The sequence below is a fragment of the Pseudomonas sp. Irchel s3f10 genome (assembly GCF_900187515.1).
GTDB classification, from domain to species: Bacteria; Pseudomonadota; Gammaproteobacteria; order Pseudomonadales; family Pseudomonadaceae; genus Aquipseudomonas; species Aquipseudomonas tensinigenes.
The window spans coordinates 247,399-274,009 of sequence record NZ_FYDZ01000002.1; the positions used below are offsets into that span (position 1 = coordinate 247,399).

Annotated in this window: 25 protein-coding genes; 13 read left to right on the forward strand and 12 right to left on the reverse strand. The window is 60.2% G+C overall.

Annotation, left to right across the window (positions count from 1 at the left end):
* Positions 1 to 86: 86 nt before the first annotated feature.
* Positions 87 to 1,181 (reverse strand): PLP-dependent cysteine synthase family protein, encoded by a 1,095-nt coding sequence (locus CKW17_RS06265; RefSeq protein ID WP_095119198.1) that lies wholly within the window; start codon positions 1,179 to 1,181, stop codon positions 87 to 89.
* A gap of 251 nt (positions 1,182 to 1,432) precedes the next feature.
* Here CKW17_RS06265 and nhaA point away from each other — a divergent pair, with 251 nt between their 5' ends.
* From nhaA to CKW17_RS06280, 3 genes are all read left to right on the forward strand, one after another.
* Positions 1,433 to 2,617, forward strand: a complete 1,185-nt coding sequence (gene nhaA / locus CKW17_RS06270) for a Na+/H+ antiporter NhaA (protein ID WP_095049134.1) — start codon at positions 1,433 to 1,435, stop codon at positions 2,615 to 2,617.
* A gap of 172 nt (positions 2,618 to 2,789) precedes the next feature.
* A complete protein-coding gene (locus CKW17_RS06275) occupies positions 2,790 to 4,001 on the forward strand; it encodes a colicin E3/pyocin S6 family cytotoxin (RefSeq protein WP_095119199.1) in 1,212 nt (403 codons plus the stop codon).
* Complete coding sequence (locus CKW17_RS06280; RefSeq protein WP_095119200.1) at positions 3,998 to 4,231, forward strand: hypothetical protein; 234 nt, start codon at positions 3,998 to 4,000, stop codon at positions 4,229 to 4,231. The genes CKW17_RS06275 and CKW17_RS06280 overlap by 4 nt, the downstream gene beginning before the upstream one ends.
* Positions 4,232 to 4,291: 60 nt before the next feature.
* Here CKW17_RS06280 and CKW17_RS06285 read toward each other — a convergent pair whose 3' ends face one another.
* Positions 4,292 to 4,756 (reverse strand): glycine zipper 2TM domain-containing protein, encoded by a 465-nt coding sequence (locus tag CKW17_RS06285; protein WP_007918566.1) that lies wholly within the window; start codon positions 4,754 to 4,756, stop codon positions 4,292 to 4,294.
* Between the two features lie 182 nt (positions 4,757 to 4,938).
* Between CKW17_RS06285 and CKW17_RS06290 the strand changes: the two genes are divergently transcribed.
* Positions 4,939 to 5,175 (forward strand): hypothetical protein, encoded by a 237-nt coding sequence (locus CKW17_RS06290; protein WP_095119201.1) that lies wholly within the window; start codon positions 4,939 to 4,941, stop codon positions 5,173 to 5,175.
* A 5-nt stretch (positions 5,176 to 5,180) separates the two neighbouring features.
* Here CKW17_RS06290 and pdxH read toward each other — a convergent pair whose 3' ends face one another.
* From pdxH to dinG, 5 genes are all read right to left on the reverse strand, one after another.
* Positions 5,181 to 5,828 (reverse strand): pyridoxamine 5'-phosphate oxidase, encoded by a 648-nt coding sequence (pdxH, locus tag CKW17_RS06295; RefSeq protein ID WP_016986574.1) that lies wholly within the window; start codon positions 5,826 to 5,828, stop codon positions 5,181 to 5,183.
* Between the two features lie 24 nt (positions 5,829 to 5,852).
* The gene (locus CKW17_RS06300; protein ID WP_095119202.1) at positions 5,853 to 6,959 is read right to left on the reverse strand and encodes an OmpA family protein; all 1,107 of its coding nucleotides are present in this window, start codon (positions 6,957 to 6,959) and stop codon (positions 5,853 to 5,855) included.
* Positions 6,960 to 7,072: 113 nt separating this feature from the next.
* Positions 7,073 to 8,218 carry a serine hydrolase domain-containing protein gene (locus CKW17_RS06305; protein ID WP_095119203.1) on the reverse strand — a complete coding sequence of 382 codons (1,146 nt, stop codon included), beginning with the start codon at positions 8,216 to 8,218 and terminating at the stop codon, positions 7,073 to 7,075.
* A 235-nt stretch (positions 8,219 to 8,453) separates the two neighbouring features.
* Complete coding sequence (locus CKW17_RS06310) at positions 8,454 to 10,934, reverse strand: beta-galactosidase (RefSeq protein WP_095119204.1); 2,481 nt, start codon at positions 10,932 to 10,934, stop codon at positions 8,454 to 8,456.
* A 95-nt stretch (positions 10,935 to 11,029) separates the two neighbouring features.
* Positions 11,030 to 13,174 carry an ATP-dependent DNA helicase DinG gene (dinG, locus tag CKW17_RS06315; protein ID WP_034154974.1) on the reverse strand — a complete coding sequence of 715 codons (2,145 nt, stop codon included), beginning with the start codon at positions 13,172 to 13,174 and terminating at the stop codon, positions 11,030 to 11,032.
* A 98-nt stretch (positions 13,175 to 13,272) separates the two neighbouring features.
* Between dinG and CKW17_RS06320 the strand changes: the two genes are divergently transcribed.
* Positions 13,273 to 13,737, forward strand: coding sequence for a DUF2269 family protein (locus CKW17_RS06320; RefSeq protein WP_095119205.1), 465 nt, complete (start codon positions 13,273 to 13,275; stop codon positions 13,735 to 13,737).
* Positions 13,738 to 13,932: 195 nt separating this feature from the next.
* On the opposite strand, the gene CKW17_RS06325 is transcribed toward CKW17_RS06320, so the two are convergent.
* The 4 genes from CKW17_RS06325 to CKW17_RS06340 all read right to left on the reverse strand — a co-directional run bounded on the left by CKW17_RS06325 (position 13,933) and on the right by CKW17_RS06340 (position 16,638).
* Complete coding sequence (locus CKW17_RS06325) at positions 13,933 to 14,691, reverse strand: hypothetical protein (RefSeq protein WP_095119206.1); 759 nt, start codon at positions 14,689 to 14,691, stop codon at positions 13,933 to 13,935.
* A complete protein-coding gene (locus CKW17_RS06330; RefSeq protein WP_095119207.1) occupies positions 14,684 to 14,965 on the reverse strand; it encodes a DUF1145 domain-containing protein in 282 nt (93 codons plus the stop codon). Before CKW17_RS06330 ends, CKW17_RS06325 begins: the two co-directional genes overlap by 8 nt.
* Before the next feature lie 163 nt (positions 14,966 to 15,128).
* A complete protein-coding gene (locus CKW17_RS06335; protein ID WP_095119208.1) occupies positions 15,129 to 15,851 on the reverse strand; it encodes an OmpA family protein in 723 nt (240 codons plus the stop codon).
* Positions 15,852 to 15,942: 91 nt separating this feature from the next.
* Complete coding sequence (locus CKW17_RS06340; protein ID WP_095119209.1) at positions 15,943 to 16,638, reverse strand: OmpA family protein; 696 nt, start codon at positions 16,636 to 16,638, stop codon at positions 15,943 to 15,945.
* A gap of 199 nt (positions 16,639 to 16,837) precedes the next feature.
* Between CKW17_RS06340 and CKW17_RS06345 the strand changes: the two genes are divergently transcribed.
* The 4 genes from CKW17_RS06345 (at position 16,838) to CKW17_RS06360 (ending at position 18,626) form a co-directional block, all read left to right on the forward strand.
* Positions 16,838 to 17,335, forward strand: coding sequence for a DUF6231 family protein (locus CKW17_RS06345; protein ID WP_095119210.1), 498 nt, complete (start codon positions 16,838 to 16,840; stop codon positions 17,333 to 17,335).
* Positions 17,336 to 17,339: 4 nt separating this feature from the next.
* Positions 17,340 to 17,816 carry a YchJ family protein gene (locus CKW17_RS06350; protein ID WP_095119211.1) on the forward strand — a complete coding sequence of 159 codons (477 nt, stop codon included), beginning with the start codon at positions 17,340 to 17,342 and terminating at the stop codon, positions 17,814 to 17,816.
* Between the two features lie 115 nt (positions 17,817 to 17,931).
* Positions 17,932 to 18,426 (forward strand): LEA type 2 family protein, encoded by a 495-nt coding sequence (locus CKW17_RS06355; RefSeq protein WP_095119212.1) that lies wholly within the window; start codon positions 17,932 to 17,934, stop codon positions 18,424 to 18,426.
* Positions 18,423 to 18,626 carry an SEC-C metal-binding domain-containing protein gene (locus CKW17_RS06360; protein ID WP_003198420.1) on the forward strand — a complete coding sequence of 68 codons (204 nt, stop codon included), beginning with the start codon at positions 18,423 to 18,425 and terminating at the stop codon, positions 18,624 to 18,626. The genes CKW17_RS06355 and CKW17_RS06360 overlap by 4 nt, the downstream gene beginning before the upstream one ends.
* Before the next feature lie 396 nt (positions 18,627 to 19,022).
* Here CKW17_RS06360 and CKW17_RS06365 read toward each other — a convergent pair whose 3' ends face one another.
* Positions 19,023 to 19,580 carry a cysteine hydrolase family protein gene (locus tag CKW17_RS06365; RefSeq protein ID WP_095119213.1) on the reverse strand — a complete coding sequence of 186 codons (558 nt, stop codon included), beginning with the start codon at positions 19,578 to 19,580 and terminating at the stop codon, positions 19,023 to 19,025.
* 192 nt (positions 19,581 to 19,772) lie between these two features.
* Between CKW17_RS06365 and CKW17_RS06370 the strand changes: the two genes are divergently transcribed.
* The 4 genes from CKW17_RS06370 to CKW17_RS06385 all read left to right on the forward strand — a co-directional run bounded on the left by CKW17_RS06370 (position 19,773) and on the right by CKW17_RS06385 (position 26,597).
* Entirely contained in the window at positions 19,773 to 22,223 is a 2,451-nt protein-coding gene (locus CKW17_RS06370) for a penicillin acylase family protein (protein ID WP_095119214.1), read from the forward strand.
* Positions 22,224 to 22,743: 520 nt separating this feature from the next.
* A complete protein-coding gene (locus CKW17_RS06375) occupies positions 22,744 to 23,778 on the forward strand; it encodes a ligase-associated DNA damage response exonuclease (RefSeq protein WP_095119215.1) in 1,035 nt (344 codons plus the stop codon).
* The gene (locus CKW17_RS06380) at positions 23,775 to 25,463 is read left to right on the forward strand and encodes an ATP-dependent DNA ligase (protein ID WP_095119216.1); all 1,689 of its coding nucleotides are present in this window, start codon (positions 23,775 to 23,777) and stop codon (positions 25,461 to 25,463) included. The genes CKW17_RS06375 and CKW17_RS06380 overlap by 4 nt, the downstream gene beginning before the upstream one ends.
* 351 nt (positions 25,464 to 25,814) lie before the next feature.
* Positions 25,815 to 26,597: a transporter substrate-binding domain-containing protein gene (locus CKW17_RS06385; RefSeq protein ID WP_007918608.1), complete on the forward strand. Its 783-nt coding sequence runs from the start codon at positions 25,815 to 25,817 to the stop codon at positions 26,595 to 26,597.
* Positions 26,598 to 26,611 lie beyond the last annotated feature (14 nt).

The following is a 26,611-nucleotide window of genomic DNA, read 5'->3' on the forward strand; positions in this document are numbered from 1 at the left end:
GCGATAGCGGTAGTCCATTCAACATCAATGTTGAATGTTATTACGCCATCGCGAGCAGGCTCACTCCTACAGTTGATTTCGGTGTGTCAGATATTGGCGCGCAGGACTGAAGTCGGCAGCGCCTCACCGCGCTCGGCACTCGCCGCTACTGCGTCGATCAACCCAGCCAACTCATACCCCTGCGCCTGCAACCAATCCTGATCGTAATAGGTGTCGGCATACCGCTCGCCGCCATCGCACAGAATCGCCACGATCGACCCCGACTCCCCCGCTGCTTTCATCTGTTGCGCCGCCATCAAGGCGCCGATCAGATTGGTCCCGCTCGACCCGCCGACATTCCGCCCCAGACGCTGCGCCAGATAATGCATCGCCGCCAGTGACAAGGCGTCAGGCACCTTGACCATCGCATCGATCACCTTCGGCAGAAACGACGCTTCCACCCGCGGCCGGCCAATGCCTTCAATGCGCGAACCGCAATCCAGACGCAAACTCGCATCGCCGGTCTGGTAGTAGTCGAAGAACACCGAACGCTCGGCATCGGCGCACAACACGCGGGTGCAGTGCTGGCGATAGCGCACGTAACGGCCGAGCGTCGCGGTGGTGCCGCCAGTGCCGGGGCTGGAAATCAGCCAGCTCGGTTCCGGGTGTTGCTCATAGCGCATCTGCTGGAAGATCGATTCGGCAATGTTGTTGTTAGCCCGCCAGTCGGTCGCGCGCTCGGCGTAGGTGAACTGGTCGATAAAGTGGCCGCCATGGTCGCGGGCCAGGCGCTCGGATTCGGCGTAAATCTGCGTCGGATCTTTCACCAGATGGCTCTGGCCACCGTAGAAAGCGATCTGGGCGATCTTCTCTTTGGACGTGGTCGCCGGCATTACCGCAATAAACGGCAGGCCGAGCATCCGCGCGAAATACGCTTCGGAAATCGCCGTCGAACCGCTGGACGCCTCGATCACCGGCGCGCCGGGCTTGAGCCAGCCGTTACACAGCGCATAGAGAAACAACGAACGGGCCAAGCGATGTTTGAGACTGCCAGTCGGGTGGCTGGACTCATCCTTGAAGTACAACTCGATGCCCGCAAAACCCGGCAGCGGCAAAGGGATCAGGTGGGTGTCGGCGCTGCGCTGAAAATCCGCTTCGATGATGCGGATCGCTTCGCGGGCCCACTGTCGGTTGTCGCTCATGGTGATGGTTCTCGTTGAATCGGCAGGAGATGAAGCTGTTAGAAAGGCTCACTCATCAGCTTAGGAAAAATCCTATAGCGCGCACAGATACAGCTGAGTCTCAATATGTCAGACAACTGCTAGGCTCAGCGTGGCTTGAGCCAGACACCTTGTAACGCCATATAACAAAAAAGAATATAACTTTTGTTTTAACAACTAACAGTACGGGTTAGGGTGTCCCACCTTTTTTGACGATTCGATGGAGAGCGACCTTGCCTCTGCGTAGCACTTTCACGCGTTTCTTTCAGTTGGAAGCTGCCAGCGGTCTGTTATTGATCGCCGCGGCCATCCTGGCTTTGATTATCAACAACTCGCCACTGTCGTGGCTGTACACCGGCCTGCTCGACACCCCGGTGGTGGCGCAGATCGGTGCGTTGAAAATCGCTAAACCCCTGCTGCTGTGGATCAACGACGGTCTGATGGCGATGTTCTTCCTGCTCATCGGCCTGGAAGTGAAACGCGAAGTCCTTGATGGCCAGCTGTCGAAACCGTCGCAGATCGTTCTGCCCGGTGCCGCCGCGATCGGCGGCATGCTGGTGCCGGCGCTGATCTACTGGTTCCTCAACCGCGACAATCCGGCAGCCCTCGACGGCTGGGCGATCCCGACCGCGACCGACATCGCTTTCGCCCTCGGCGTGCTGGCCCTGCTCGGCAAGCGCGTGCCGGTATCGCTGAAGCTGTTCCTGATGACCCTGGCAATTATCGATGACCTCGGCGCCATCGTGATCATTGCGATCTTCTACTCCGGCGAACTGTCAACCCTGTCGCTGGGTCTGGCGGCAGCGTGCATCGCGGCACTGGTGGCGATGAACCGGCTCGGGGTGGTCAAGCTCGGGCCGTACATGATCATCGGTTTGATCCTCTGGGTCTGCGTCCTCAAGAGCGGTGTCCACGCCACGCTGGCGGGCGTAACCCTGGCCTTCTGCATTCCATTGCGCACGAAAAACGCCGAGCCGTCGCCACTGCTGACCCTCGAACATGCGCTGCACCCGTGGGTGGCCTACGGCATTCTGCCGCTGTTCGCCTTCGCCAACGCCGGCCTGTCGCTGAGCGGTGTCACTGTCGAAAGCTTCACCCATCACGTACCGATGGGCATCGCCGTCGGCCTATTGCTGGGCAAGACCGTCGGCGTGTTCGGCCTGACCTGGCTCGCGGTGAAAACCGGCATCGCCGCCCTGCCCCAAGGCGCCAACTGGGGTCAGGTGCTGGGCGTGGCGATCTTGTGCGGGATCGGCTTCACCATGAGCCTGTTTGTCGGCTCGCTGGCCTTTGAACCAGGTGTGAGTGATTACGCCGGGATGGACCGGATGGGCATTTTGACCGGGTCGATTCTGGCAGCGCTGATTGGTTATGCGGTGACGGCGGCGGCGAGTCGCAAGAACTCCCAACCGATATAACCTCTGTGGCGAGGGAGCTTGCTCCCTCGCCACAAATTTCCTGCGTTCCTGTTACACAGCGAACAATCCCCACGTCTTTAGCGACGCGTCCTACAGCCACCATTTTCCTGCTTCGTTAACGTTGCGCAGCCCTTTGCGAAGGGCTGTCGATGGATGAACGAAAGGACGATCAGTGGCTGGCAACAAGGACATTCCCCGGGTTCAAAACCCACCGCAAGGCGACGGGCATCACGTCACCTACCGCTACATGACGGCCACTGAACTGGCCGAGCGCGACGCCAGACAAAATGCTTACGACGCCATGCTGGCCCGACAGGATGCTTTCGAGCGCAGCCGTGAGGTGGCGGTCAAAAAAGCCGATCCTGTTCGCGCTGGCTGCGTATTCGCCAAGTCCTGCAAATTGCCGGATGCGATTATCGATTACTCCAGCCCTTCGGGAATGGTGCCGACCGACAGCCTGAAGGATTACGGCGACCTGATCCTGCTAGGCGCGCGTGAAGCCGATGAAAGCGGCGCAGTTCCTCTCAAGAAAATCGGCGCAACTGCTGTTCCGGCCGGATTTGGCAGTCTGGCTTTGGCGGGATCGGTGTTTGAAGCACTGCCCGCTGCTGTATCTAGTGCGGCTGTTGCGCCTTTAGTTGGTTTGGTTGCGCTGTTCATGCCCTCGAGTCTTGGTGACAGCGCGCTCTATACCGACGAGCAACTGCGTGGGCTTGAGCAGGCGCGAACGCGTGTTCGGTTGAGGGTCGAACAGCAGGCCGACGGCAGGCTGAAGGGCTACGGCTTTTACACCGGCAAGAATCGCGATTGGGAAATGGTTGATGTCGTGCAGTTCAAGTTGCGTGAAAGCCAGTTCATTGCTGATTTGGGCGAAGGCGTAGAACTGATCTGGACGCCTGCTGTAGATGGCTCGGACATCCTTGGTATTCCCGCGCTGGAGGCTGCACCGCAGGCACCGCATATTTGGGTTTATCCGCCGACGAAGGCTGCGGACGGGATTCTGGTGAATCCGGTTTATCCGCCGGAGTACCGAGACTTTATTCTGGTTTTTCCACCAGGTTCGTTGGTTCAACCGGTATATATCGTAATCAATTCCCGAGCTGGGGATCACGAGTACCATCCGCCGCCTGATTTCCTGCCAGCCTTCCCTGATGCGAAAGTTGTGGGACGCAAAACAGCTGTTCAAGGGGGCGGCGCGAAACGCAAAAGATGGAAAACCGCTAAAGGACTTATTCTTGAATGGGACTCGATGCATGGCGCTATAGAAAAGTACGACGCCAGAGGCAAACACATTGGCGAGTTCGATCCAGACACTGGCGAGCCAACGTCTACAAAAAAGAACAAAAAATCGAAAAAAGGCAAGAAAAGGAGTATTGAGCCTTGAGATTCTTAGTAGAAGCTTTTGACAAAAAAACTGACTTCCAAACATCAGTAATTGAATTGCCCGAGAATTGTACCGAGCAACTCAAATCGATCATGGGTTGGAAAACAGAGCAGCAAGGTTGGGAAGGCTACGACCTGAATCAGCAACAGATCAAAGCCATTGAGGCACTGATTCAAAAGTCCATCGAAGATCCGCGCTATTACTTTCAACTGACGTGTAATGGACATTGAAACGCAAACAAAAACCCCGACCAGTCACCTGATCGGGGTTTTCTTTACCCTGCATCCCGCTTAGTGCGAAACGCGGCTGGTCCCGCCAACGGTGGAGATGCGTACGCGCTCGCCAACGCGGAACACTTCATTCTCCTGCACCTGCTGCACATAGGCACGCATGCTGCCGTCGTCCTCACGTACGGTGATTTCCACGCCTTGGGTGCGGGTCAAACCTTCTTCAGTCGCCGAACCGATCAGACCGCCCGCCACCGCACCGATGACCGCGGCAACGATGCTGCCCTTGCCGCCGCCGATGGCGCTGCCGCCAACGCCGCCGACTGCTGCACCAGCGAGGCCGCCGATCGGGGTTTTGGTGCCTTCGATTTTCACCGGGCGCAGGGATTCGATGGTGCCCATGCGAATCGTCTGCACACGACGCGCTTCGTCACGGGAGTAGGAGTCACCGGTCAGGCTCGATTGGCAGCCGGTAAGCAACATCGCCATCGTGGAAAAGGAAGCAACCAGCAGTACAGACTTACGCATAGCATCAACTCCAAAAAAACATATAGTCATTAAACTCCGTGGCTTGACGCCTGTCACGACACCGCCCGGATAAATTGGCTTTCATTCAGGCGCGGTACAGACACCTGCACACTCTCTCCCTGATGTAGCCCCTACAGTAGCGCCAAATTGCCAAATCTGCGCCACGGAGACCAAGGATTTTCATGGATTACTTCATCATCGTCGTCACCACTGCCGCCGGTTTGTACTTCCATTGGTGGTTGTACGTGCGGATCAAGCGCTGGATGGATCGCGATCTGGCGTTGTCGCTGGCGGGCAAGGATGAAGGCAAACGCGCCTTCATGCTCGAACAGTTGGCGAACGCTCAGGCGCAGAAGATCAAGCGCCGGGATCTGCCGAAGTGGCTGGAGGCCGCTGCGGCAGGCTATCCCGCTCGGTAGACTGCTCAGGGTGCCAGACGTTCAAGAATCCAGTCGGCGCCCTGCACACGGTAGTTGAGGCGATCGTGCAGACGGCTCGGACGGCCCTGCCAGAATTCGATGCGCTCAGGCAGCAAGCGATAACCGCCCCAGTGTTCCGGGCAGTCGGGCTGAGTATCGGAGAAACGCTGCTCGGTAGCCTTGAGCAAATCTTCCAGCTCACCGCGCCCGTTGATCACCCGGCTCTGCGGTGATGCCCAGGCACCGAGGCGGCTGCCCAGTGGCCGCACCTGATAATACGCATCCGACTCCGCGGGCGTGACCTTCACCACCCGCCCTTCGATGCGCACCTGGCGTTCCAGGGTGGGCCAGAAAAAAGTCATGGCGGCAAACGGGTTGGCCGCCAGGTGCTGGCCCTTGGCGCTGTCGTAGTTGGTGAAGAAGGTGAAGCCCTGCTCGTCCAGGCCCTTGAGCAGCAGAATGCGACAGTGCGGTCGCCCATCCTGGTCGACCGTGGCCAGGGTCATGGCGTTGGCTTCCACCGGTGCCTGTTCGGTTTTCACCGCGTCGGCGAACCACTGGTGGAACAACGCAAACGGCTCGGCCGGCGCTTGCGCCTCGGTCAGACCATCCCGGGTGTAATCACGACGCATATCTGCCAGAGCCTGGGTCATGGCGCATTCCTTTTCGTTAGCGGATCACTTCTTGGTGGCATCGGTCGCGGCGACTTTCTTGTCGGTCGCGGCGGCTTTGGCTGGTGCAGTTTTCTTCGCTGGGGCCTTGGCTGGAGCTTTTTTCGCTGGAGCCTTGGCAGCGGCTTTCTTGGCCGGAGCCTTTTTGGTTGCCGGAACAGCCGCTTTTTTCGCAGCAGGAGCCGGGGTTACCGGTTTGGCGGCGGGCTTGGCGTCCTGCGCAGCAACCATGGTCACTGGCTTCGGTGCCGGCATGTTGTACTTGCTCAGCAGCGCAACCATGGTGTTCTGCGGGGTCACCAGCAGTTCGACACGACGGTTCAGGGCACGCCCTTCAACACTGTCGTTGGCCGCACGCGGCGCTTCCGAACCCATGCCGCGCAGCATCAAGCGATCACGCTGCAAGCCACTGAGACGGAAGATCGCGGCAATGGACTGAGCACGTTCCTGACTCAGTTTGATGTTGGCAGGCGCGGCACCACTGGAATCGCTGTGGCCAAGAACCAGCACGGCAGTTTTCGGGTCGGCTTCAAGGATTTTCGCTACGCGGGTGAACGGGCCGAGGGTGACCGGCAGCAGCATGGCTGGACGATCCGGGTTGAACGAGCCTTCGACCGGCGCCGTCACGACCAGCACGTTTTCACGGCGTTCGAGTTGCAGATTGCTGTCCTTGACCGCTTCACGCAGACGCGGCTCATAGTCGTCGAGCCAGGCCTGGGTGACTTTCGGATCCGGCATCGGCACGGCTTTGGTGGTTGGCTGATCCTTGCCGCCGAACGGCCACCACCATTTGCCACCCGCGTCGGCTTCAGCTTTGGCAACGGCTACCGGTTTTTTCGCTTCCGGGGCGACTTCAGCCTTCATGTCCGCTTTGACCGCTTCATCATCGGAACCGAACGGCCAGTACCACGGGCTGCTGCTTTCAGTTTTGGCCACGGGTGCAGTGGCCGCAGGTTTCAGCGGGGCTGGAGCCGGTGCTGGCTCCTTGGCTGCGACTTTGTCGGAAGAGCCGAACGGCCACCAACTACCGCCGTCCGCATCGTTTTTCGGGGTCTGTGCACAACCGGTGATCGCTACACACAGGGCCAGGGCGAGGGTCTTTTTAGATGACATTGAAAATCCACAAAATGAAGTAATGAAAAATCAGAGCACTTTCGCCCGGATAAACAGCCGTTTTGAAACGAAAAACCGCTTGAGGTTCCGACCCTGGGACCTCGGATGAAACTTTACAGACAAGTGGCAAGCACCCGCGCGAGCTTCTGCGCGCGCGGATCCATCAAGACGTACGGCCCAAGGGTATTTGTCACAAAACCGAAGGCGACATCATGCTCAGGATCAGCGAAACCGATGGAGCCGCCCGCGCCCGGATGACCAAACGCCTTGGGGCCGAGGCCATAAGTGGCGTTGGGCACGTCCGGCTGATCAAGCATGCAGCCGAGGCCAAAACGAGTCCGGGTCAGCAAAGTCTTGTCTTCGCCGAGGCTGTGTTCGCGGGTCAGCTCTTCAAGCATGTCGCTTTCAAGCAGACTGCCGTCGAGCAGGCCCGCGTAGAAACCGGCCAGACTGCGCGCATTGCCGTGGCCATTGGCCGCCGGTTGCTGCATGCGCCGCCATTCCGGTTTGTTGGTGCTGGTGAGCACTGAAGGTGGGTTGGTAAAAGCGCGAGTGGTCATGGCGGTGGGCTCGCGCATGGTCACTTGCAGCAAGCGTTGGGCAGCGGCATCGCCAGCATTGCCCTTGCCGCGGGCAATGTGCGCCACGCGGTGGAATTCTTCGTCAGCCAGGCCGACGTGAAAATCCAGACCCAAAGGTTTGGCGACACGCGCGACGATGGATTCGCCCGGCCCGCGACCGTCGGCACGGCGCAGCAATTCACCGATCAGCCAGCCGTACGTGATCGCGGCATAGCCGTGACCAGTGCCCGGCGTCCACCACGGTGTTTCCGCCGCGAGGGCGTCGACCATGGTTTGCCAATCGTAGAGGGCTTCCGGCGCGAGCAATTCACGCAGCGCCGGCAGACCGGCCTGATGGCAAAGCAATTGGCGCAGGGTGATGGATTCTTTGCCGGCAGCGGCGAATTCCGGCCAGTAGCGGGCGACCGGAACATCCAGTTGCAGCTTGCCTTCACCGACCAGTTGCAGGGCGGTGACGGCGGTGAAGGTTTTGGTGCAGGAGAACAGGTTGGCGATAGTGTCGCTGTGCCAGGCTTCGGCGCCATCCTTGTCGGCAGTACCGGACCAGAGGTCGAGGACGGTTTCTCCACCGACCTTGATGCACAGGGCTGCGCCGCGTTCCTGGGGATCGTCGAACAGTGCGGCGAAAGCTTCGCGCACCGCTTCGAATTGAAGCTCGTAATGTCCCTGAATCTGCACCCGCAACTCCCCCGCGAAAACGCTCTACAAAGTGGCTCGCATTGTTCCAGCCCTAGAGGGATTTGGGAACAGCTGCGGGCCAGACGGTTATTTCAGAAATTTCGCTGAGGCGGCTGACGCCTTCGCGAGCAGGCTCGCTCCCACACTGGATCTGTGTATCACTGAAGATCTCCTGTGGGAGCGAGCCTGCTCGCGAAGGCGTTCCGACAAAGAACGATGATCGGCGCCTCAGGACTCAGTGACCATTGCCGGAATGCCCACCGGCATGCCCTGCCCCCGGCCCTTTACCGGCCTCGCCTTTGCGCCCACCCTCAGCCTCATGTCCCGCTGCGGCAGCCGCTTTCTGAGCCTCTTTGCCAAGCTGATCAATCGCCTGCAAGTTGCTCTTGCGCACTGTTTCGACAAAGCCCTGATACGGCAGATCCGTCACGCCCACCAGACCAAAGTGACCATTCTCGCCATCGAGCAAACGCCCGGTCACCGGTTGATCCAGATACTGGAACCAATGCACGCCGACAATTGATGGCTCACTCAACGCTTGCTTGAGGAAGTTGGCATACGCCGGGCCGCGATCTTCTTCTCTGGCCACTTGCGTGACGCCGCCCCAGAACGGGCCACGATCCGCTGAGCCAAAGTTGAATTCGGTGATCATTACCGGTTTGTCCAAAGCGCCCAGCGCGGCAAAGTCATAACCATCCTGCGGCTTCAGCGTGTACATGTTGAAGCTCAGTACATCGCAATACTGCGCGCAGGACGCCACGGCTTCCGGGGTGCTGATGGCGAAGCGGCCGCCAAGCAGCAACTGGTTCGGCGCGTGCCATTTCAGCGAGTCGGAAATGGTTTTGAAGTAGGTATCGGCGAAGACCTTCTGGAAATATTTGAAGTCCGCCTCGATTTCCGGATGCTCGGGATTCGGCAGCGGTGGCACGAAACCCGGATCCTCCATCAACTCCCACGCCGGCAGATCAATGCCCCATGCCTTCGACAGCCCCGCCTGATTGCGGTACTTGTCGCGCAATTGCTTGAGGAATGCACGTTTGGCCGGGACGTCGGTGGTCATTTTCAACGTGCCATAGGCCAGCGCGTAGCGGGATTTCGGGTCGTCGCCGGGACCGGCCCACGCCAGTTCGTTGTCGGCGTAGTAGCCGATCAGCCATGGATCGTCACGGTGATCGCGGGCAGCGATGGCGACGGCGCGCTCGGTGGCCATGGCGAAACGCGGATCGAACGGATCTGGCATGCCGCCCCACCAGTCGCTGCCAGTGCTGATGCTGGTGTAGTCGCCGACGATCGACAGCGGCAAGGTATATGGCACGCGATCGGCATCACTCAGCGAATCGGCACTCCAGTTACCGACCGTGTTGAAGCCCCAGGCTTGCAGGCGATCAAGCGTGTGGCTGGCCCACTGTTGCTCATCGATGGTGGCCTTGCACGGTTCGGCAGCCTGTTCTGTCGTCGCTTGTACGGTTTCAGTCTTGGCCGCTTCAGCGACGCCGGACTTCGGCTCGGCAGGTACAGGGGCAGGCTCGGCGGCTTGAACGGCGGCCGTTTCAGCGGCTGCAGACTTGGCCGCTTGCGCTACCCCGGACTTGCTTTCACTGTCGGCTTTGCACGGCTCACCGTACACGCGCTGCAGGTTGGCGCCATAGAAGTCATACCAACGCCCGTTTCCATAACCGCGGCCCTGATCGACGCCGTTGCCGCCACGGTTGTCACCTTCGCCAAAATGTCTGGCCAAGGGCTCACCAGGTTTAGGCAAGGATTCGAACATGTACTCACGGCCGGCCACGTAGGTCTGGTTGACCTGCGGGCTGACGGTGTTCACGCCCAGCGAGTAAAACGGGTGACCTTCAGGCGTGACCAGATACCAGCGGCCATCGCGCTTTTCAGTGCGGAAGAAACCGCTGGCCTTGAACGCCGGGCCTTTGTTCCAGCCACCGAACTTGTCCAGCGAGGACTTTTCACGCTCGGCGAGCCAGGTTTTCAGCTGTTGCTGTTCCTTGGCGGCGGCGGATTTCAGTTGTTCGTCATTGCTGATCTTTTCCGGCCATTTGCTGCGGGTCGATTGCCCGTAAGCGTCGACCAGATTGCCGTAAACGGCTTGGGTGACCGAGTCGCCGTCCTGCACGCCGAAGCGCTCGAGCAGCAAGCTCTGGGCAACTTTCGGCTGATCCATCGACAGGCTCACCGAGACCACTTGGCTGCGATCGATCTCGCCGCTGCTGCTGGCCAAGAGGATCCGCTGACCATCGACTGTCATCGGCATTGGCGGTCCGGCTTTCATGCCCAGGCTCAAAGGTGTGGACGCCACCAGTGGCACCAGCAAAGTTTGCGCAGGGCCGGCCGGCAGGTCGACGCGACTGACCAGTGTGCGGCCGTCATTGCTCTGGATTTGCACGTAGACCGTCACAGCCCAGTTCATCGCGCTCTGCAAGCGCAGAGTCATCATGCCCGACTGCGACCAGTCCCACGCGCCGGTTTGCGGCGTCAGACGCAAGGTCGGACGGGCCACCGGATTGAACGTCACCCGGCGCAGCACCTCGCCCTCAGGCGTTTGCTCGGCGTTGGCCTGCGGCAGATCCGCGTTTTCGGTGGCGATCTTCACCACGTCGGCCGGACGGACAAAATTGAACAGGGTCTGCTGACCCGCAGGCGCCGCGAACAGTGGCGTGGCGAAGATCAAGGCAAATACGGCGGGCAACGAACGGCGGATCATAAGAACGGAGTTCTCCCTAACGACCAACAATGGCCAATGGAAAAGCGATGGCAGAGAGATAGACAACACGGCGGGCAAAACTGCCCACCGTTGTCTCAGGATATTTCACGACGGAAAGGAGGCAACGCATTGAGGATCGCCTTGCCGTAGCGCTGGGTGACCAGCCGCCGATCCAGCAAAGTGATGGTGCCGCGATCTTCTTCCGTACGCAGCAGACGCCCGCAAGCCTGAACCAGCTTGAGCGAAGCATCGGGGACAGAGATTTCCATGAACGGATTGCCGCCACGGGCCTCGATCCACTCCGACAACGCCGCTTCGACCGGATCATCCGGCACCGAAAACGGGATCTTGGCGATCACCACGTGCTCGCAGTAGGCACCCGGCAAGTCGACACCTTCGGCAAAACTGGCGAGACCGAACAGCACGCTGGAATCACCGCCATCGACCCGCGCCTTGTGCTTGTTCAGGGTTTCCTGTTTCGACAGGTTGCCTTGAATGAACACTTGCTTGCGCCAGTCGCGGTCGAGGCCGTCGAACACGTCCTGCATCTGTTTGCGCGAGGAAAACAGCACCAGGGTGCCACGCGAACCCTCAACCAGATCGGGCAACTCACGGATGATCGCCGCCGTATGAGCAGCAGCATCACGCGGGTCGGCCTTCAGATCCGGCACGCGCAGCACGCCGGCGTCGGCGTGATGGAAAGGGCTCGGCACCACAGCGGTGACGGCTTTTTTCGGCAGACCCGCACGCATGCGGAAGCGGTCGAAAGTGCCCAGCGCCGTGAGGGTCGCCGAGGTCACCAGACAGCCGTAAGCCACGTTCCACAGGCTGCGGCGCAGGGTTTCGGCGGCGAGGATCGGGCTGGCGTTGACCTCGATGTCGAACAGCGAGCCGCTCTCGGCCAGGGTCAGCCAACGCGCCATCGGCGGGCTGTCTTCCGGGTCTTCGGCGGTAAACGCCGTCCACAGTTCCCAGTTGCCCGAAGCGCGGGACAACAGGCTGCCGAACAGCGGATACCACTCTTCTGCCTGATTGCTGGCGATGCCGATGTTGACCTCGCCGTCCATGCCTTCCTTGAGCAGGTCGGTCAGACGGGTGAACAGATCGTTGAGGCGCGAAAAGCCTTTCTTCAGTTCGATACCCATTTCACGCATGTGCTCGGGAATCACCCCGGCGACGAAGCGATGACGCGGCCGCTCACGGCCCTCGACGTCTTCGCCGGGTTTGAAATCGGCGACCTGCTCGCAGGCGCTGAACATGAACTGCTGCTGAGCCTTGATTTCCCGCGCCAGCTCCGGCACCTGTTCGATCAACTTGCCAAGATCGCCCGGCAACGGATGCTGGGCCAGCAGTTTAGTGAGGTTCTTCGCGGTGGTTTCCAGCCAGTCGGCGGTGGAGCGCAGGCGCGTGTAGTGAGCGAAGTGGCCGATCGCCTTATCTGGCAGGTGGTGACCTTCGTCGAACACGTAAATGGTATCGCGCGGATCGGGAAGCACCGCACCGCCGCCCAATGCCAGGTCAGCCAGAACCATGTCGTGGTTGGTGACGATCACGTCGACCTTTCCCATGCCTTCGCGGGCCTTGTAGAAGGCGCACTGGCCGAAGTTCGGGCAATGACGATTGGTGCACTGGCTGTGATCGGTGGTCAGGCGCGCCCAGTCGGCGTCTTCCAGCGCATTCGGCCAGCTGTCACGGTCGCCGTCCCACTTATTGCCGGCAAGCTTTTCGATCATGCTGGTGAACAGCTTCTGACTGGCCTCATCGACCTCGATCTTGAAGCCTTCTTCTTCGAATAGCTGGGCGGTGGCAGTTTGTGCGTGACCTTCCTGCAAGAGCATGTCGAGTTTGGACAGGCACATGTAGCGGCCACGGCCCTTGGCCAGAGCAAATGTGAAATTCAGCCCGCTGTTGCGCATCAGGTCGGGCAAATCCTTGTAGACGATCTGCTCTTGCAGCGCGACGGTCGCGGTGGCGATGACCAGACGTTTGCCGGCGGCTTTGGCCGTGGGGATCGCCGCCATGCTGTAGGCCACGGTCTTGCCGGTACCGGTGCCGGCTTCCACCGCAACAATTGCGGGGTCGCCACTGCGCCGGCCTTCGTCGTCGGTGTCGATATCCCCGAGGACTTTCGCGATTTCAGCGATCATCAGGCGCTGGCCATAACGCGGCTTGAGGCTCTTGGCCTCTAGAAAACGCGAGTAGGCGCCCTGGATCGTGGTTTTGAGTTCAGTGCTGATCATTGAGTGTCGGGCGCAAAAACGCTGGATAAATTTTCAGTGGTTCGGTTCGGCGGCTATCATACCCCGCGAATCGATCCCGCGCAGAACGGAGTACCCCAATGACACCTTTTAGCCTCGTTTATCCCCTGCATGTCCTGTCCGCCCTGGTCTGGGTCGGCGGCATGTTTTTCGCCTGGATGGTCCTGCGCCCGGCGGCTGTGAAGGCCCTGGACGGCCCTGCCCGACTGACCTTGTGGGTGGAAGTGTTTCAAGGTTTTTTCCGTTGGGTCTGGGTTGCGGTGATCCTGTTGCCGATCAGCGGCGTGGGCATGTTGCATTTGCAGCAGGTCGGCTTTGAGACCGCGCCGAAATATGTGCAGGTGATGATGGGCTTGTATGTGGTGATGACCGCGCTGTTTATCCGCATTCAGGGCTTGATGCTGCCGGAATTGCGTAAAGCGGTGGAAGCGAAGGACTGGCCGACGGGTGCAGCGGTGTTGGGGCGGATTCGCCGGGTGGTGGGGCTTAATCTGATTGTCGGGCTGGTGCTGGTGGCGATTGCGGCGGCAAGACCTATTATCTGAAAATCAAAAGCCCCTCACCCTAGCCCTCTCCCGGGGGGAGAGGGGACTGAATGGGGGATATTTGAGGGATACGCCGACTTGAAAGACCGGCTTTGAATCCATAATCGACTCGTAATTTCAGGTCGATGTATAACGCCAGACATCTCGGTCGGCCCCCTCTCCCTCCGGGAGAGGGCTGGGGTGAGGGTAAAACTTTCAGAGACGCTGCACAGTCACAGCCCCCGCCGCCCCCACCGGCCCAGGCTGTCCATCAGCCCCGGCCTTACCGTTCTTGCCGCCATCGGCGCGATACACCAGGCAGCCCTTGGACTTGCCGCCCTTCCCTGCTTTACCGCCAACACCCGCCGGGCCACCGTTGCCACCCGCCACATTGACCTTGATCAGCTCAGCCGGAAACTCGCGAGGCACTTCAAGACGCACCAGCGCACCCGGTGCTCCCGGTTGACCGTCACTGCCGTTACTGCCATCAAAACCGTGCCCAGCCGCGCCATAGGTGCAGCCCGGATCTTCACCATTACCACCATCGAGGCCGACAAAACCCGGTGCGCCGGTGCCGCCACGGGCATCGACCAACAGTTGCGGCGCGTTCAACGCCTTGAATTGCAGATTCAGATTGCGCCCCGCACGGGCGGCTTTTTCATAAGTCCCCGGCGCCCCGCGCGCGGTGATCTGGCTGCCTTCGCTCAGTTCGGCGCGGGCCACTTTCAATTCCAGCGCCTGTTCAGCCGGAACGATCGCAATGCGCGCTTCATGGCCAAGACGCAATTCGCCCACGGTCAATTCGGTCACGTTGGCCGGAATCAGCAAGGTGCCGTAATCCGCGACATCCAGACGCTCGAGCTGCAAGGTGCTGGTGGTATTGGGCAAACGCATCAGCGAATTGGTTTCGACACTGACCACCTGGGCACAGGCCAATGGGCTGATGAATGCAGCGAGCAAGCAGAGTTTACGCATGGGAAGAAGCCTCCGGAGCGGCCGGGGCCGGGATGGTTTGCAGGTAAAAAACGCCAAACAACAGGATGCGACCACGGTCACGCCAAGGGTGCTCACGCCCCTTGAGGCTGCGATTGCACAGCAGCACTTCGAACACATGGATCAGCAACAACAGACCGCCGGCCAGATTGACCAGCAGATGCAGCGGATGTACGAACGGCACCAACTGATTGGCCAGCACCACGCAGCAGAACAGCAGGGTCAACAACCGCCCCAGCCCCCAGAACACTTTCATACGCTCCCCCGTGTTGCGAATTATTCTTTGGGCGCACAGTAACGGCTTCTGCGGGGGATAAGCCAGAGGCACAAATGAAAAAACTTTGCCGCGCCGTCAAATGGCTGCCGGAACGACTTTGATTATCGCCCGGCAGCTCTAGCCTGCGCCCTACAGACGCGTCCTATCGATTGATGTGCAACTCCACACGACGGTTCTGCGCGCGCCCCTCATCGCTGGCGTTATCGGCAACCGGCTCGCTTTCACCGCGCCCTTCACTGGTGAGTTTGTCCGGCGCCAGGCCTTGGCTCAGCAGATAAGCGGCGACACTGCTCGCACGCCGTTCCGACAATGCCTGGTTGTAGGCATCCGACCCTTTGCTGTCGGTGTGACCGATGACCTTGATGCTCACCACGTCAGCATTGCGCAGTTTGTCCATCAGCGTATCGAGCTGGGCTTTCGCCGCCGGCGTGAGATCGGACTTGTCGAAGTCGAACAGCACGTTGCCGGCATCGCTAAGGGTGATGACCTCGGTTTGCGGTACAGGCTCCGGCACTTTTTCCGTGACCGGATACTGCGGCAGCGGGCAACCACGGTGATCGACCGGGGTATTTTCCGGAGTGTCCGGGCAACGGTCGCGGCGGTCGAACACACCGTCGCTGTCTTCATCGCCGTCCTGGGCATAACAGATCAGTCCGCCGGTAAGAATCCCCAGCGCTGCGCCGCCGCCGGCCCAGCCAGCGCTTTCGATAGCGCCGAGGCCGCCACCGACCAGTCCGCCGATAACGCTGCAGATCGGCCACGTACGTTGATTGAGGGGTGCAGTGCCATCGCTGTGCGTGGCGCAACCGGTGAGCAAACTGCCTAGCAGCAGCACCGGCAAGACGGACCTTGAGAAAACAGTCATTGTGAAAGCTCCTGTGTCACCGGCCCATACCGGTTACACAGGAGTAAAGACCCGCATCCGCGACTGCACAAGCCGCGGATGCGAGAGGGGCTTAACGCTGGATTTTGATTTCGGTACGACGGTTTTGCGCGCGGCCGTCAGCGGTTTTGTTGTCGGCAACAGGCTGGCTTTCACCCAGACCGGACACCGAAACGAAGCTGGCGCGAGGCACACCTTGTTGAATCAGGTAATCCACCACCGAGTGCGCGCGACGATCCGACAGTTTTTTGTTGTAGGCATCGCTGCCCACGCTGTCGGTGTGACCGGTCACGGTCAGTTGCGCCGTCGAGGATTCCTGTTTCAGGCGGGTGGCGACCTTGTCGAGCACTTGCTTGTCAGGGCCGGTCAGCGTGGCTTTGTCGAACTGGAAGTGCACATCACGGATAACAATGGTTTCTTCCTTGACCACTACAGCTTCTTCGACCACGGGTGCAGGCGCTGGTGGAGGGCAACCGTCAGCATCGACCTGTACGCCTTTAGGCGTGCCCGGGCACTTGTCGCGACTGTCCGGCACGCCATCGCCGTCTTCGTCGCCATCGCCGTGAACCCAGCAATAGGCCGCTGCCGTGCCACCGATCAGCAACGCACCGTAGCCGGCCCACGCCGAACTCTCGGTTGCGCCGAGGCCGGCACCGACGACACCACCGACCGCCGCACAGGTCGGCCAGTCGGTTTTCTGCAAACCTGCGCAACCAGTCAACACACTGGTTAGCAGAATCAAAGGTAATGCTGTCCGAACTATGCTCATCTGGTTTTCTCCTGAGGGATCGGCTTAAAACCGATTCAGGGAGTAAAGACCGGAGTTTTAATCTCCGCCAGCAATAGGCCATGCCTGTTTGCGACCGTGTTCACAGGACTTTGGCGCTTTTGCCGCAAACGGGCGAAACAGGTCTCTTTGCCGCCACCTTCAGGCAGGCTAGTCTTGGCGGTCTGATTGAGGAGCTTTGATGAACGTCGCCATTTCTTCCCGCACGCCGCAACAGGCGTTGGCCGCTTTACTGGATCGTTATGCCCCAGCACGCTTACTGCTGATCGGCGCCAGCGAGTTTCCGGCATTGAGTGCCTTTAAAGAGGCGCATCCGGACACCGCCGTCGCGCATGCAGCACCGGGCGCACTGCCTGCTGAACTCGCTGCACAGCGTTTCGATCTGGCGCTGGTGGTCGATTGTCTGGAACATTTGCCCAAGCGCGACGGCCTGAACCTGTTGGGCGGAATTCGCAATCTCAACGCCAGCCGCATCGCTGTGCTGTCAGACCTGGCGGCCAGCGGCTGGCAGGAAACCGATTTCTATTCGTTGGCACTGCAAGCCAGTGAACGCTTCCAGCGCGACGATCAAGTGCTGACCCTGTTCACCTACGATCTGCTTGACTACAAACAAGTCCCCGACTGGCTCAACTCGCGGTTCTGGGCCAATCCGGAAAACTTCGGGAAATACTGGTGGTAATGCAATGAGTACAGTCATTTGCCCTTGCGGCAGCGGCAATCTGCTGGATGCCTGCTGCGGTCATTATCACGACGGCCATCCGGCGCCATGCGCCGAAGCGTTGATGCGTTCGCGCTACAGCGCCTATGTGCTGGGGTTGATCGATTATCTGGTGACGACGACCCTGCCGGCTCAGCAAACGGGACTGAATCGTCAGTCGATCAGCGACTGGAGTGCGCAGAGCACCTGGCTTGGCCTTGAGGTAGAAAGCTCGGAAGTCTTCGGCGGTCAGCCGGAACACGCCTTCGTCACTTTCACCGCGCGCTGGCACGATGATCAGGGTGAACACAGCCATCGCGAGCGCTCATCGTTCGTGCAGAACGCCGGGCGCTGGTACTTCATTGACCCGACGGTGCAGTTGAAGCTGGGGCGCAACGACAGTTGCCCGTGCGCGAGCGGGCAGAAATTCAAGAAATGCTGCGCGGGGTATTTCGGCGCGTAAGATCAAAAGATCGCAGCCTGCGGCAGCTCCTACACAGGATTTGCGCTTCCCCTGTAGGAGCTGCCGAAGGCTGCGATCTTTTAGCGTCTAGACTGGCACCAAAGGGAGTTAAACCATGCTCGGTCGTCGGCGCACCTGCCAATGCTTCATTCTGATGCTGATGCTCAATCTCGGCGGTTGCGCGTCGTGGTTCAGCGATGACAGCGTCGACCCCGCCGTGCACCTGGTAAAAGTTGAAGTGGTGCGCGCCAAGCTGCTCGAACAGAAATTCATCCTGCACTTTCGCATCGACAACCCCAACGACAGCGATCTGACCGTGCGGGGCCTCGAATACCGCATTCATCTGGCCGATATGCTGCTGGCCGAAGGCGAGCATGAACACTGGTTCACCGTCGGGCCGAAACGCAGTGCGTACTTCAAAGTGCCGATCCGCACCAACCTGTGGCCTCGGGTAAAAGACGTGGTGAAAATGCTGAAAAATCCGAATCAGCAGATCCCCTATCGTTTGCAGGGCGAGATGGAAACCGGTTTATTCATCGCCCACTACGTGCACCTTGAGCGCAATGGCGTGATAATCCCCGCCGATTTAATTCCGGAGCAACACCGATGACCCAGCAACCTCATGTCCATGGCCCTGACTGCAACCACGATCATGACCATCATCACGACCATGACCACGGCCATGTGCACGGCCCGAACTGCGGCCACGCCCACCAGGAACCGGTGCGCAACGCCCTGAAAGACGTCGGCCGCAACGACCCTTGCCCATGCGGCAACGGCAAGAAATTCAAGAAGTGCCACGGCGCTTGACGCCCGAAGCGGACAGTCGTTTCGCCTGACAGAGCGCTTTCGCGAGCAGGCTCGCTCCCACAGTCAATCGAGTTCCTCCAGTTGGAATGCATTTCCTGTAGGAGTGAGCCTGCTCGCGATGAGGCCGCCACATTCAACATCGTTGTCGCCTGACAGACCGCTATCGCGAGCAGGCTCACTCCTACAATTGACCGGGTTTGTTCAGTTGGAATGTGGTCCATTGTGGGAGCGAGCCTGGTCGCGAAGGGGCCGGCACATTCAACATCGTTGTCGCCTGACAGACCGCTATCGCGAGCAGGCTCACTCCTACAATTGACCGGGTTTCTTCAGTTGGAATGTGGTCCATTGTGGGAGCGAGCCTGCTCGCGAAGGGGCCGGCACATACGGCGAAGTTTTTCAGCTAGCCACCAGAATCTGTACAGCACTGACCACCGTCGCATACTCGCCGTGCAAATTCCCCAGCGACATCCCGTGCACCTCTTCAGCTGTGCGCAAGGTGCCGAAATAGTCGGCCTTGTCGAAGGTGAAGCACGCATCCTCCGCCACCCACGCATCAAACCCCAGATTGCCCGCCGTGCGCGCTGTCGACTCCACCGAGTTGTTGGTCGCCACACCGACGATGACCAACTGCCCGATTGCCGACTGACGCAAGCGCGTCTCCAGGCCGGTGGCACAAAACGCATCCGGCACCTGTTTCTGAATCAGCCACTCGCCATCCTGTGGCAAAAATCGCTCCTGAAACTCCACCCCTTCCTGCTCAGGCCAAAACACCGAACCCGGCTCGCGCGACAGGTGCTGTACATGAATCACCGGCCTTGCAGTACGCCGCCATAACCCCAGCAGCTCAAGGATTCGCTGTTCAGCCTGAGGATTATTCCTTCGACCCAAACGCGGCTGCAGGATGCCTTTTTGCTGGTCGATGACGATCAGTGCAGCGTTGGCCTGAAGCTCCATGGCGGTTTTTCTCGATACGGGGGTCATTGAGTTTTGCGCAGTTCAGCATCCCCCCCTCCAACCACGCAAGGCATATCCAATGCGCACAGGTCGATCAGCGGGAAGAAATAAGCGCTCGCCCCGCTTGCGCGGCCACCTCCCGCTCACTAACGTAGCGCCTTTACTGACGCTACCCCCCGCAGGAGCTTTGCCATGGCCTCGCCAGCCCTTACTCATTTTCTTCCCCGGTTCGGCGTTGCCGCAGCAGTGGCCGGTGTTTTGGGCCTGTCCGGTTGCCAGACCTGGAACGCCCAGGACACCCTCCCGCCAACTTCCGGCGTGCAACCGCTCAAGGGCCTGGCGCAGAACGTATCGGTACGCCGCAATGCCATGGGCATGCCGTTGATCGAGAGCAACACCTTCCACGACGCGCTGTTCAGTCTCGGCTACATCCATGCCAGCGACCGCATCAACCAGATGGTCACCCTGCGCCTGCTCGCTCAGGGCCGTCTGGCAGAAATGTCCGGCGCATCGATGCTCGATGCCGACCGCTACATGCGCGCGGTCAATCTGAAGAAAAGCGCCGGCGAGCTGTATAAAGCCTCGTCGCCACGCCTCAAGCGCTTCTTCGAAGTCTATGCGCGGGGCGTCAACGCCTACCTGTTCCGCTACGCCGACAAGTTGCCGGGCGATCTCGCCTCCAGCGGCTACAAGCCTGAATACTGGAAACCGGAAGATTCGGCGCTGATTTTCGCCCTGCTGAACTTCAGCCAGTCGGCCAACCTGCCGGAAGAAATATCCTCGCTGGTGCTCGCACAAACCGTGACCAGCGACAAACTCGCCTGGCTGACGCCGTCCGCACCCGACGAAAACCTGCCACTGGCCGAGGCCGACAAGCTGCAAGGCCTCAAGCTCAACGGGCAGATCCCGGGGCTGACCGAGCTGAGCAACGCCAGCCAGCAACTGTCGGCGCTGAACCTGCTCGGCACCACGTCGTCGAACAACTGGGCGATCGCCCCACAACGCAGCCGCAGCGGCAAGAGCCTGCTGGCCAGCGACGCCCATGGGCCGCTAGCCGCGCCGTCGCTGTGGAGCTTCGTGCAGATTCGCGCACCGAAATATCAAGCCGCCGGCGTTACCGTGGCCGGTTTGCCGCTGGTCCTCGGTGGTTTCAACGGCAAAGTGGCGTGGAGCATGACCAGCGTGCTCGGCGACAACCAGGATCTGTTCCTGGAAAAAATCCGTCGCCAGGGCAACAGCCTGACCTACGAGGTCAACGGCAAATGGCAGCCGCTGGGCGTGCGCAACGAAACCTACTTCGTCAAAGGCCAGCGGCCGATTCGTGAAGTGGTGTACGAAACCCGTCACGGCGCGCTGCTCAACAGTGCTCAGGCAGCGGCGCAGGGCAACGGCTACGGTCTGGCCTTGCAGACGCCGAGCTTCACCGACGACAAATCGCTGGATGCGTTTTTTGATCTGACCCGTGCGCAAACGGTTGAACGTGCCTCGGATGCCAGCCGTGAAATTCGCGCCATCGCCCTGAATCTGGTGTTCGCCGATGCAAGCAACATCGGCTGGCAGGTCACCGGGCGCTTCCCGAATCGCCGCGAAGGTGAAGGTTTGCTGCCATCGCCGGGCTGGGAAGGTCGTTACGACTGGGACGGTTACGCCGACCCGATGCTGCACCCGTACGATCAGGACCCGGCGCAAGGCTGGCTCGGCACCGCCAACCAGCGGGTGATTCCTCACGGTTACGGCATGCAGTTGTCGAACTCGTGGGCGGCGCCGGAGCGTGGCGAACGTCTGGCGGAACTGGCTGGCAGCGGCAAGCACGACAGCCGCAGCGTGATCGCCATGCAGTACGACCAGACCACCACCTTCGCCGCCAAGTTGAAGAAAGTCTTCGAAGCGCCGGGCATGAAACAACCGCTGAAACAGGCGATCGATGCCCTGCCGGAAGCGGATCGCAGCAAAGCACGCGAGGCGTTCACGCGGTTGATGGCGTTTGACGGCAAGCTCAGCGCGACTTCGGCGGATGCGGCGATCTATGAGTTGTTCCTGCAGGAAAGCATGAAGCAGATCTTCCTCGACGAACTCGGCCCGGAATCGAGCCCGGCGTGGAAGGCGTTTATTGCCAATGGTGATTTGTCTTACGCGGCGCAGGCCGATCATCTGTTGGGGCGTGAAGACAGTCCGTTCTGGGATGACATCCGCACGCCGCAGAAAGAGGACAAAGCGGTGATTCTCGCCCGCAGCTTCGCCGCAGCGATCAGCGCTGGCGACAGTCTGTTGGGCGGCGATCGACGTACCTGGCAGTGGGGCAAGTTGCACAGCTATGCCTGGAAGAACAGCAATGGTCAGATCGTGCGCGGGCCGCTGGCGGCGGGGGGCGATCACACGACGTTGAACACTTCGGCGTTTGCCTGGGGTCAGGATTTCACCACCACGCGTGCGCCGTCGATGCGTTTCATTGTCGACTTCGGTCAGGCTGAACCGTTGATGGGGCAGAACGGTACGGGGCAATCGGGGAATCCGGTCAGCCCGAATTACCTCAATGGCATTGATGCGTGGCTGAAGGGGCAGTACATCGGTTTGCCGATGCAGCCGCAGAACTTTGATCGGGTGTATGGCAAAACCCGCCTGACCCTTACTCCCGGCAAATAAGGCAAAGGTCAAAAGCCCCTCACCCTAACCCTCTCCCGAAGGGAGAGGGGACTGATTGGGGGATGCTTGAGTCATACGCCGACCTGAACGGGCACTGCCGAATCCAGAATCAACTCGGTTCGTGCCTTGCCGAATCCGTAATCGACCCGGTCTTTCAGGTTGATGTAGCTGGCCAGACACCTCGGTCAGCTCCCTCTCCCTCTGGGAGAGGGCTGGGGTGAGGGGCTTTTGATCTGGTCCAGAATCTGTGCTCGACTCGGTTTTTCAGGTCGATGTCACTCGCCAGACACCTCGGTCAGCCCCCTCTCCCTCCGGGAGAGGGCTGGGGTGAGGGGCTTTTGATCTGGTCCAGAATCTGTGCTCGACTCGGTTTTTCAGGTCGATGTCACTCGCCAGACACCGCGGTCGGCCCCCTCTCCCTCCGGGAGAGGGCTGGGGTGAGGGTCGCCCTTCAAAGTCGATAGAACTTCCGGACACGCGCCAACCTCATAGCTAACAAGCCCTCCATTCTGGTAATGACATGGACCTTGTTATCGCCCGCCCCGAAGGCCTTTATTGCCCTGCGGGAGATTTCTACATTGACCCGTGGCGCCCCGTCGAGCGCTCGGTCATTACCCATGCCCACGGCGATCACGCCCGCACCGGCAACCAGCATTACCTCGCCAGCAGCGCCAGCGAAGGGATTTTGCGCGCGCGACTGGGGCAGGACATCAACCTGCAAACCCTCGCCTATGGCCAGCGCCTGACGCACCACGGTGTCACCTTGAGTTTTCACCCCGCCGGCCACGTACTCGGCTCGGCGCAAGTACGTCTGGAATACGGTGGCGAAGTCTGGGTGGCGTCCGGCGATTACAAGATCGAACCGGATGGCACCTGCGCCCCGTTCGAACCGGTGCGCTGCCACACCTTCATCACCGAATCGACCTTCGGCCTGCCGATCTACCGCTGGCAGCCACAGGCGCAGGTGTTCAGCGAGATCAATCAGTGGTGGGCCGCCAACATCGCGGCCGGCAAGGCCAGCGTGTTGTTCTGTTACTCGTTTGGCAAAGCCCAGCGAATTCTCCACGGCATCGACGAAAACCTCGGCCCGATCCTCAGCCACGGCGCGGTCGAGCCGCTGAACCGGGTCTATCGCGAGGCTGGCGTGTACCTGCCGCCGACGATCTACGCCGGAGACGTGAAGAAAAGCGACCCGATCATGCGCCAGGCCCTGGTCATCGCCCCGCCTTCAGCCGGAGGCAGCACCTGGATGCGCCGCTTCGGCGAGTTCAGCGATGCGTTTGCCAGCGGCTGGATGCGTTTGCGCGGCACGCGGCGGCGGCGTGGCGTCGATCGTGGTTTCGTGCTTTCCGATCACGCCGACTGGCCCGGCCTGCTCTGGGCCATTGAGCAAACCGGCGCAGAGCGGGTGATGGTCACCCACGGTTCGATCGGTGTGCTCGTGCGGCATCTGCGCGAACAGGGTCTGGATGCCCAGGGTTTCAACACCGAATACGGCGATGACGAAGAAGAAAACATCGCTGCCCAACCGACCATCGCCGAGATGCCAGCATGAAAGCATTCGCCGAGTTGTACGCCGAACTCGACGCAACCACGTCAAGCAACGCCAAACTGGCGGCGATGCAGGCTTACTTCGCTCAGGCCGAACCGCATGACGCCGCGTGGGCGGTGTACTTTCTGTCCGGTGGCCGGCCCCGCCAACTGGTGCCGGTGAGAATCCTGCGCGAACTGGCTGTCGAGATTTCCGGCCTGGAACCGTGGCTTTTCGAAGAAAGCTATCAAGCGGTCGGTGACCTGGCGGAAACCATTTCGCTGGTGCTCGCGGAAAACCCGCACAGTTCCGACGCCGGCCTCGCCGAGTGGATCGAAGACAAACTCCTGCCGCTACGCGGTGAAACTCCGGAATACCTCAGCCGACAACTGCCCGCACTGTGGGCGCAACTGGATCGATCGAGCCTGATGCTGTGCATCAAATTGATCACCGGCAGTTTCCGCGTCGGCGTATCGAAACTGCTGGTCACCCGGGCTCTGGCATCGATGGCCGGGCTGGACAGCAAACGCGTGGCGCAGCGCTTGGTCGGTTACACCGACCTGTCGAACCGGCCGAGCGCGGCCAGTTACTTGAAACTGATTGCCCCTGAATCCAGCGATGAACATGCCCAGCGTGGCGGTCAGCCCTACCCGTTTTTCCTCGCCCACGCATTGTCGCAACCGGTGGAAGAATTCGAAACGCTGATCGGCCCGGCCAGCGACTGGCAGATTGAATGGAAATGGGATGGCATCCGCGCGCAAGTGGTCAAGCGTGAAGGCCGGCTGTGGATCTGGTCGCGTGGCGAAGAACTGGTGACCGAGCGTTTTCCCGAACTGGATGTGCTGGTACACGGCTTACCCGACGGCACGGTGATCGACGGCGAAATCGTCGTGTGGAAAAGCAACCATCCGAGCACTGAAGACGCCTTCGATCCGCAATCGACCGAACCGCCGGCCGTGCAGCCCTTCGCCCTGCTGCAACAACGTATCGGTCGCAAGACCCTCGACAAGAAAATCCTCGAAGAGGTGCCCGTTGTCGTGCTGGCCTACGACTTGCTCGAATGGCAGGGCGAAGACTGGCGCAACCAGCCGCAAGCCAAACGCCGCGCGCAACTGGAAGAAGTCATCGCCCGCTGTAACAGCCCGGTGCTGCTGGCCTCACCGGTGCTGACCGGCAGCGACTGGTTCGACCTCGCCCGTCAGCGCGAGTCCTCGCGGCGGCTGGGCGTTGAAGGGATGATGCTCAAGGCGCGGGATTCGCTGTACGGGGTTGGCCGCACCAAGGACATGGGCGTGTGGTGGAAGTGGAAAGTCGATCCGTTCAGCGTCGACGCGGTGCTGATTTACGCGCAGCGCGGCCACGGTCGGCGGGCCAGCCTGTACAGCGATTACACCTTTGCCGTGTGGGACGGCCCGCCCGATTCGAGTCAGCGCGCGCTGGTGCCGTTCGCCAAGGCGTATTCGGGGCTGACAGATGAAGAGATGCGCCAGGTCGACAGCATTGTGCGCAAGACCACCGTGGAAAAATTCGGCCCGGTGAGCAGTGTGAAGCCGAGTCTGGTGTTTGAGCTGGGTTTCGAAGGCATCGCCCTCTCACGGCGGCACAAAAGCGGGATCGCGGTGCGTTTTCCCCGGATGCTGCGCTGGCGGCAGGACAAAACCGTGGATGAGGCGGACAGCCTTGCCACATTGCAGGATCTGCTCGCCTGACCCCGTTTCCCGGGACATTGATCGTTCCCACGCTCCGCGTGGGAATGCCTCAACGGACGCTCCGCGTTCGGCCTTGGAGGGAACGCGGAGCGTCCCGGGCTGCATTACCACGCAGAGCGTGGGAACGATCAGCGATCTGCTTGCCTGTCCCCGATAAGCCACAAATCAGTGCACGCTTTCTGCCGCGCCCCTTTTCGTGCACTCATCCATTGATCTTGTAGCTCTCCTCACCTTTTAAAACACTTGTTCGGGACTCTGGTTCGGAAATTGCTACTTTCTATAGGTCGTACGCGTTCCAGTAACAATAATTCTGCGCCACAAGCGCTCATATTGGTTCTTAGGGATTGAATAATGAAAAAAGCATTGCTGACCCTTTCTGCACTGGCGTTGTGCATGGCCGCTGGCTCCGCGCTGGCCAAGGAATACAAAGAGCTGCGCTTTGGCGTTGACCCTTCGTACGCACCGTTTGAGTCGAAAGCGGCCGACGGCAGCCTGGTGGGCTTCGACATCGACCTGGGCAACGCGATCTGCGCCGAACTGAAGGTCAAGTGCAAGTGGGTCGAAAGTGACTTCGACGGCATGATTCCGGGCCTCAAGGCCAACAAATTCGACGGTGTGATCTCGTCGATGACCGTGACCCCGGCCCGCGAAAAAGTCATCGACTTCTCCAGCGAACTGTTCTCCGGCCCGACCGCTTATGTGTTCAAGAAAGGTTCCGGCATCACCGCAGACGTAGCGTCCCTCAAGGGCAAAACCGTCGGCTACGAGCAGGGCACCATTCAGGAAGCCTACGCCAAAGCCGTGCTGGACAAGGCCGGCGTGAAAACCCAGGCCTATCAGAACCAGGATCAGGTGTATTCCGACCTGACCTCCGGCCGTCTCGACGCGGGCATTCAGGACATGCTGCAAGCCGAACTGGGCTTTTTGAAGTCGCCACAGGGCGCCGACTATGACGTCAGCAAGCCAGTCGACAGCGAATTGCTGCCAGCCAAAACCGCTGTCGGTATTAAGAAAGGTAACACTGAGCTGAAAGCGCTTTTAGATAAAGGTATCAAAGCGTTACACGATGATGGCAAATACGCCGAGATTCAAAAGAAACACTTTGGCGATCTGAATCTGTACAGCGGCAAATAATGCCCCGGCGCCCA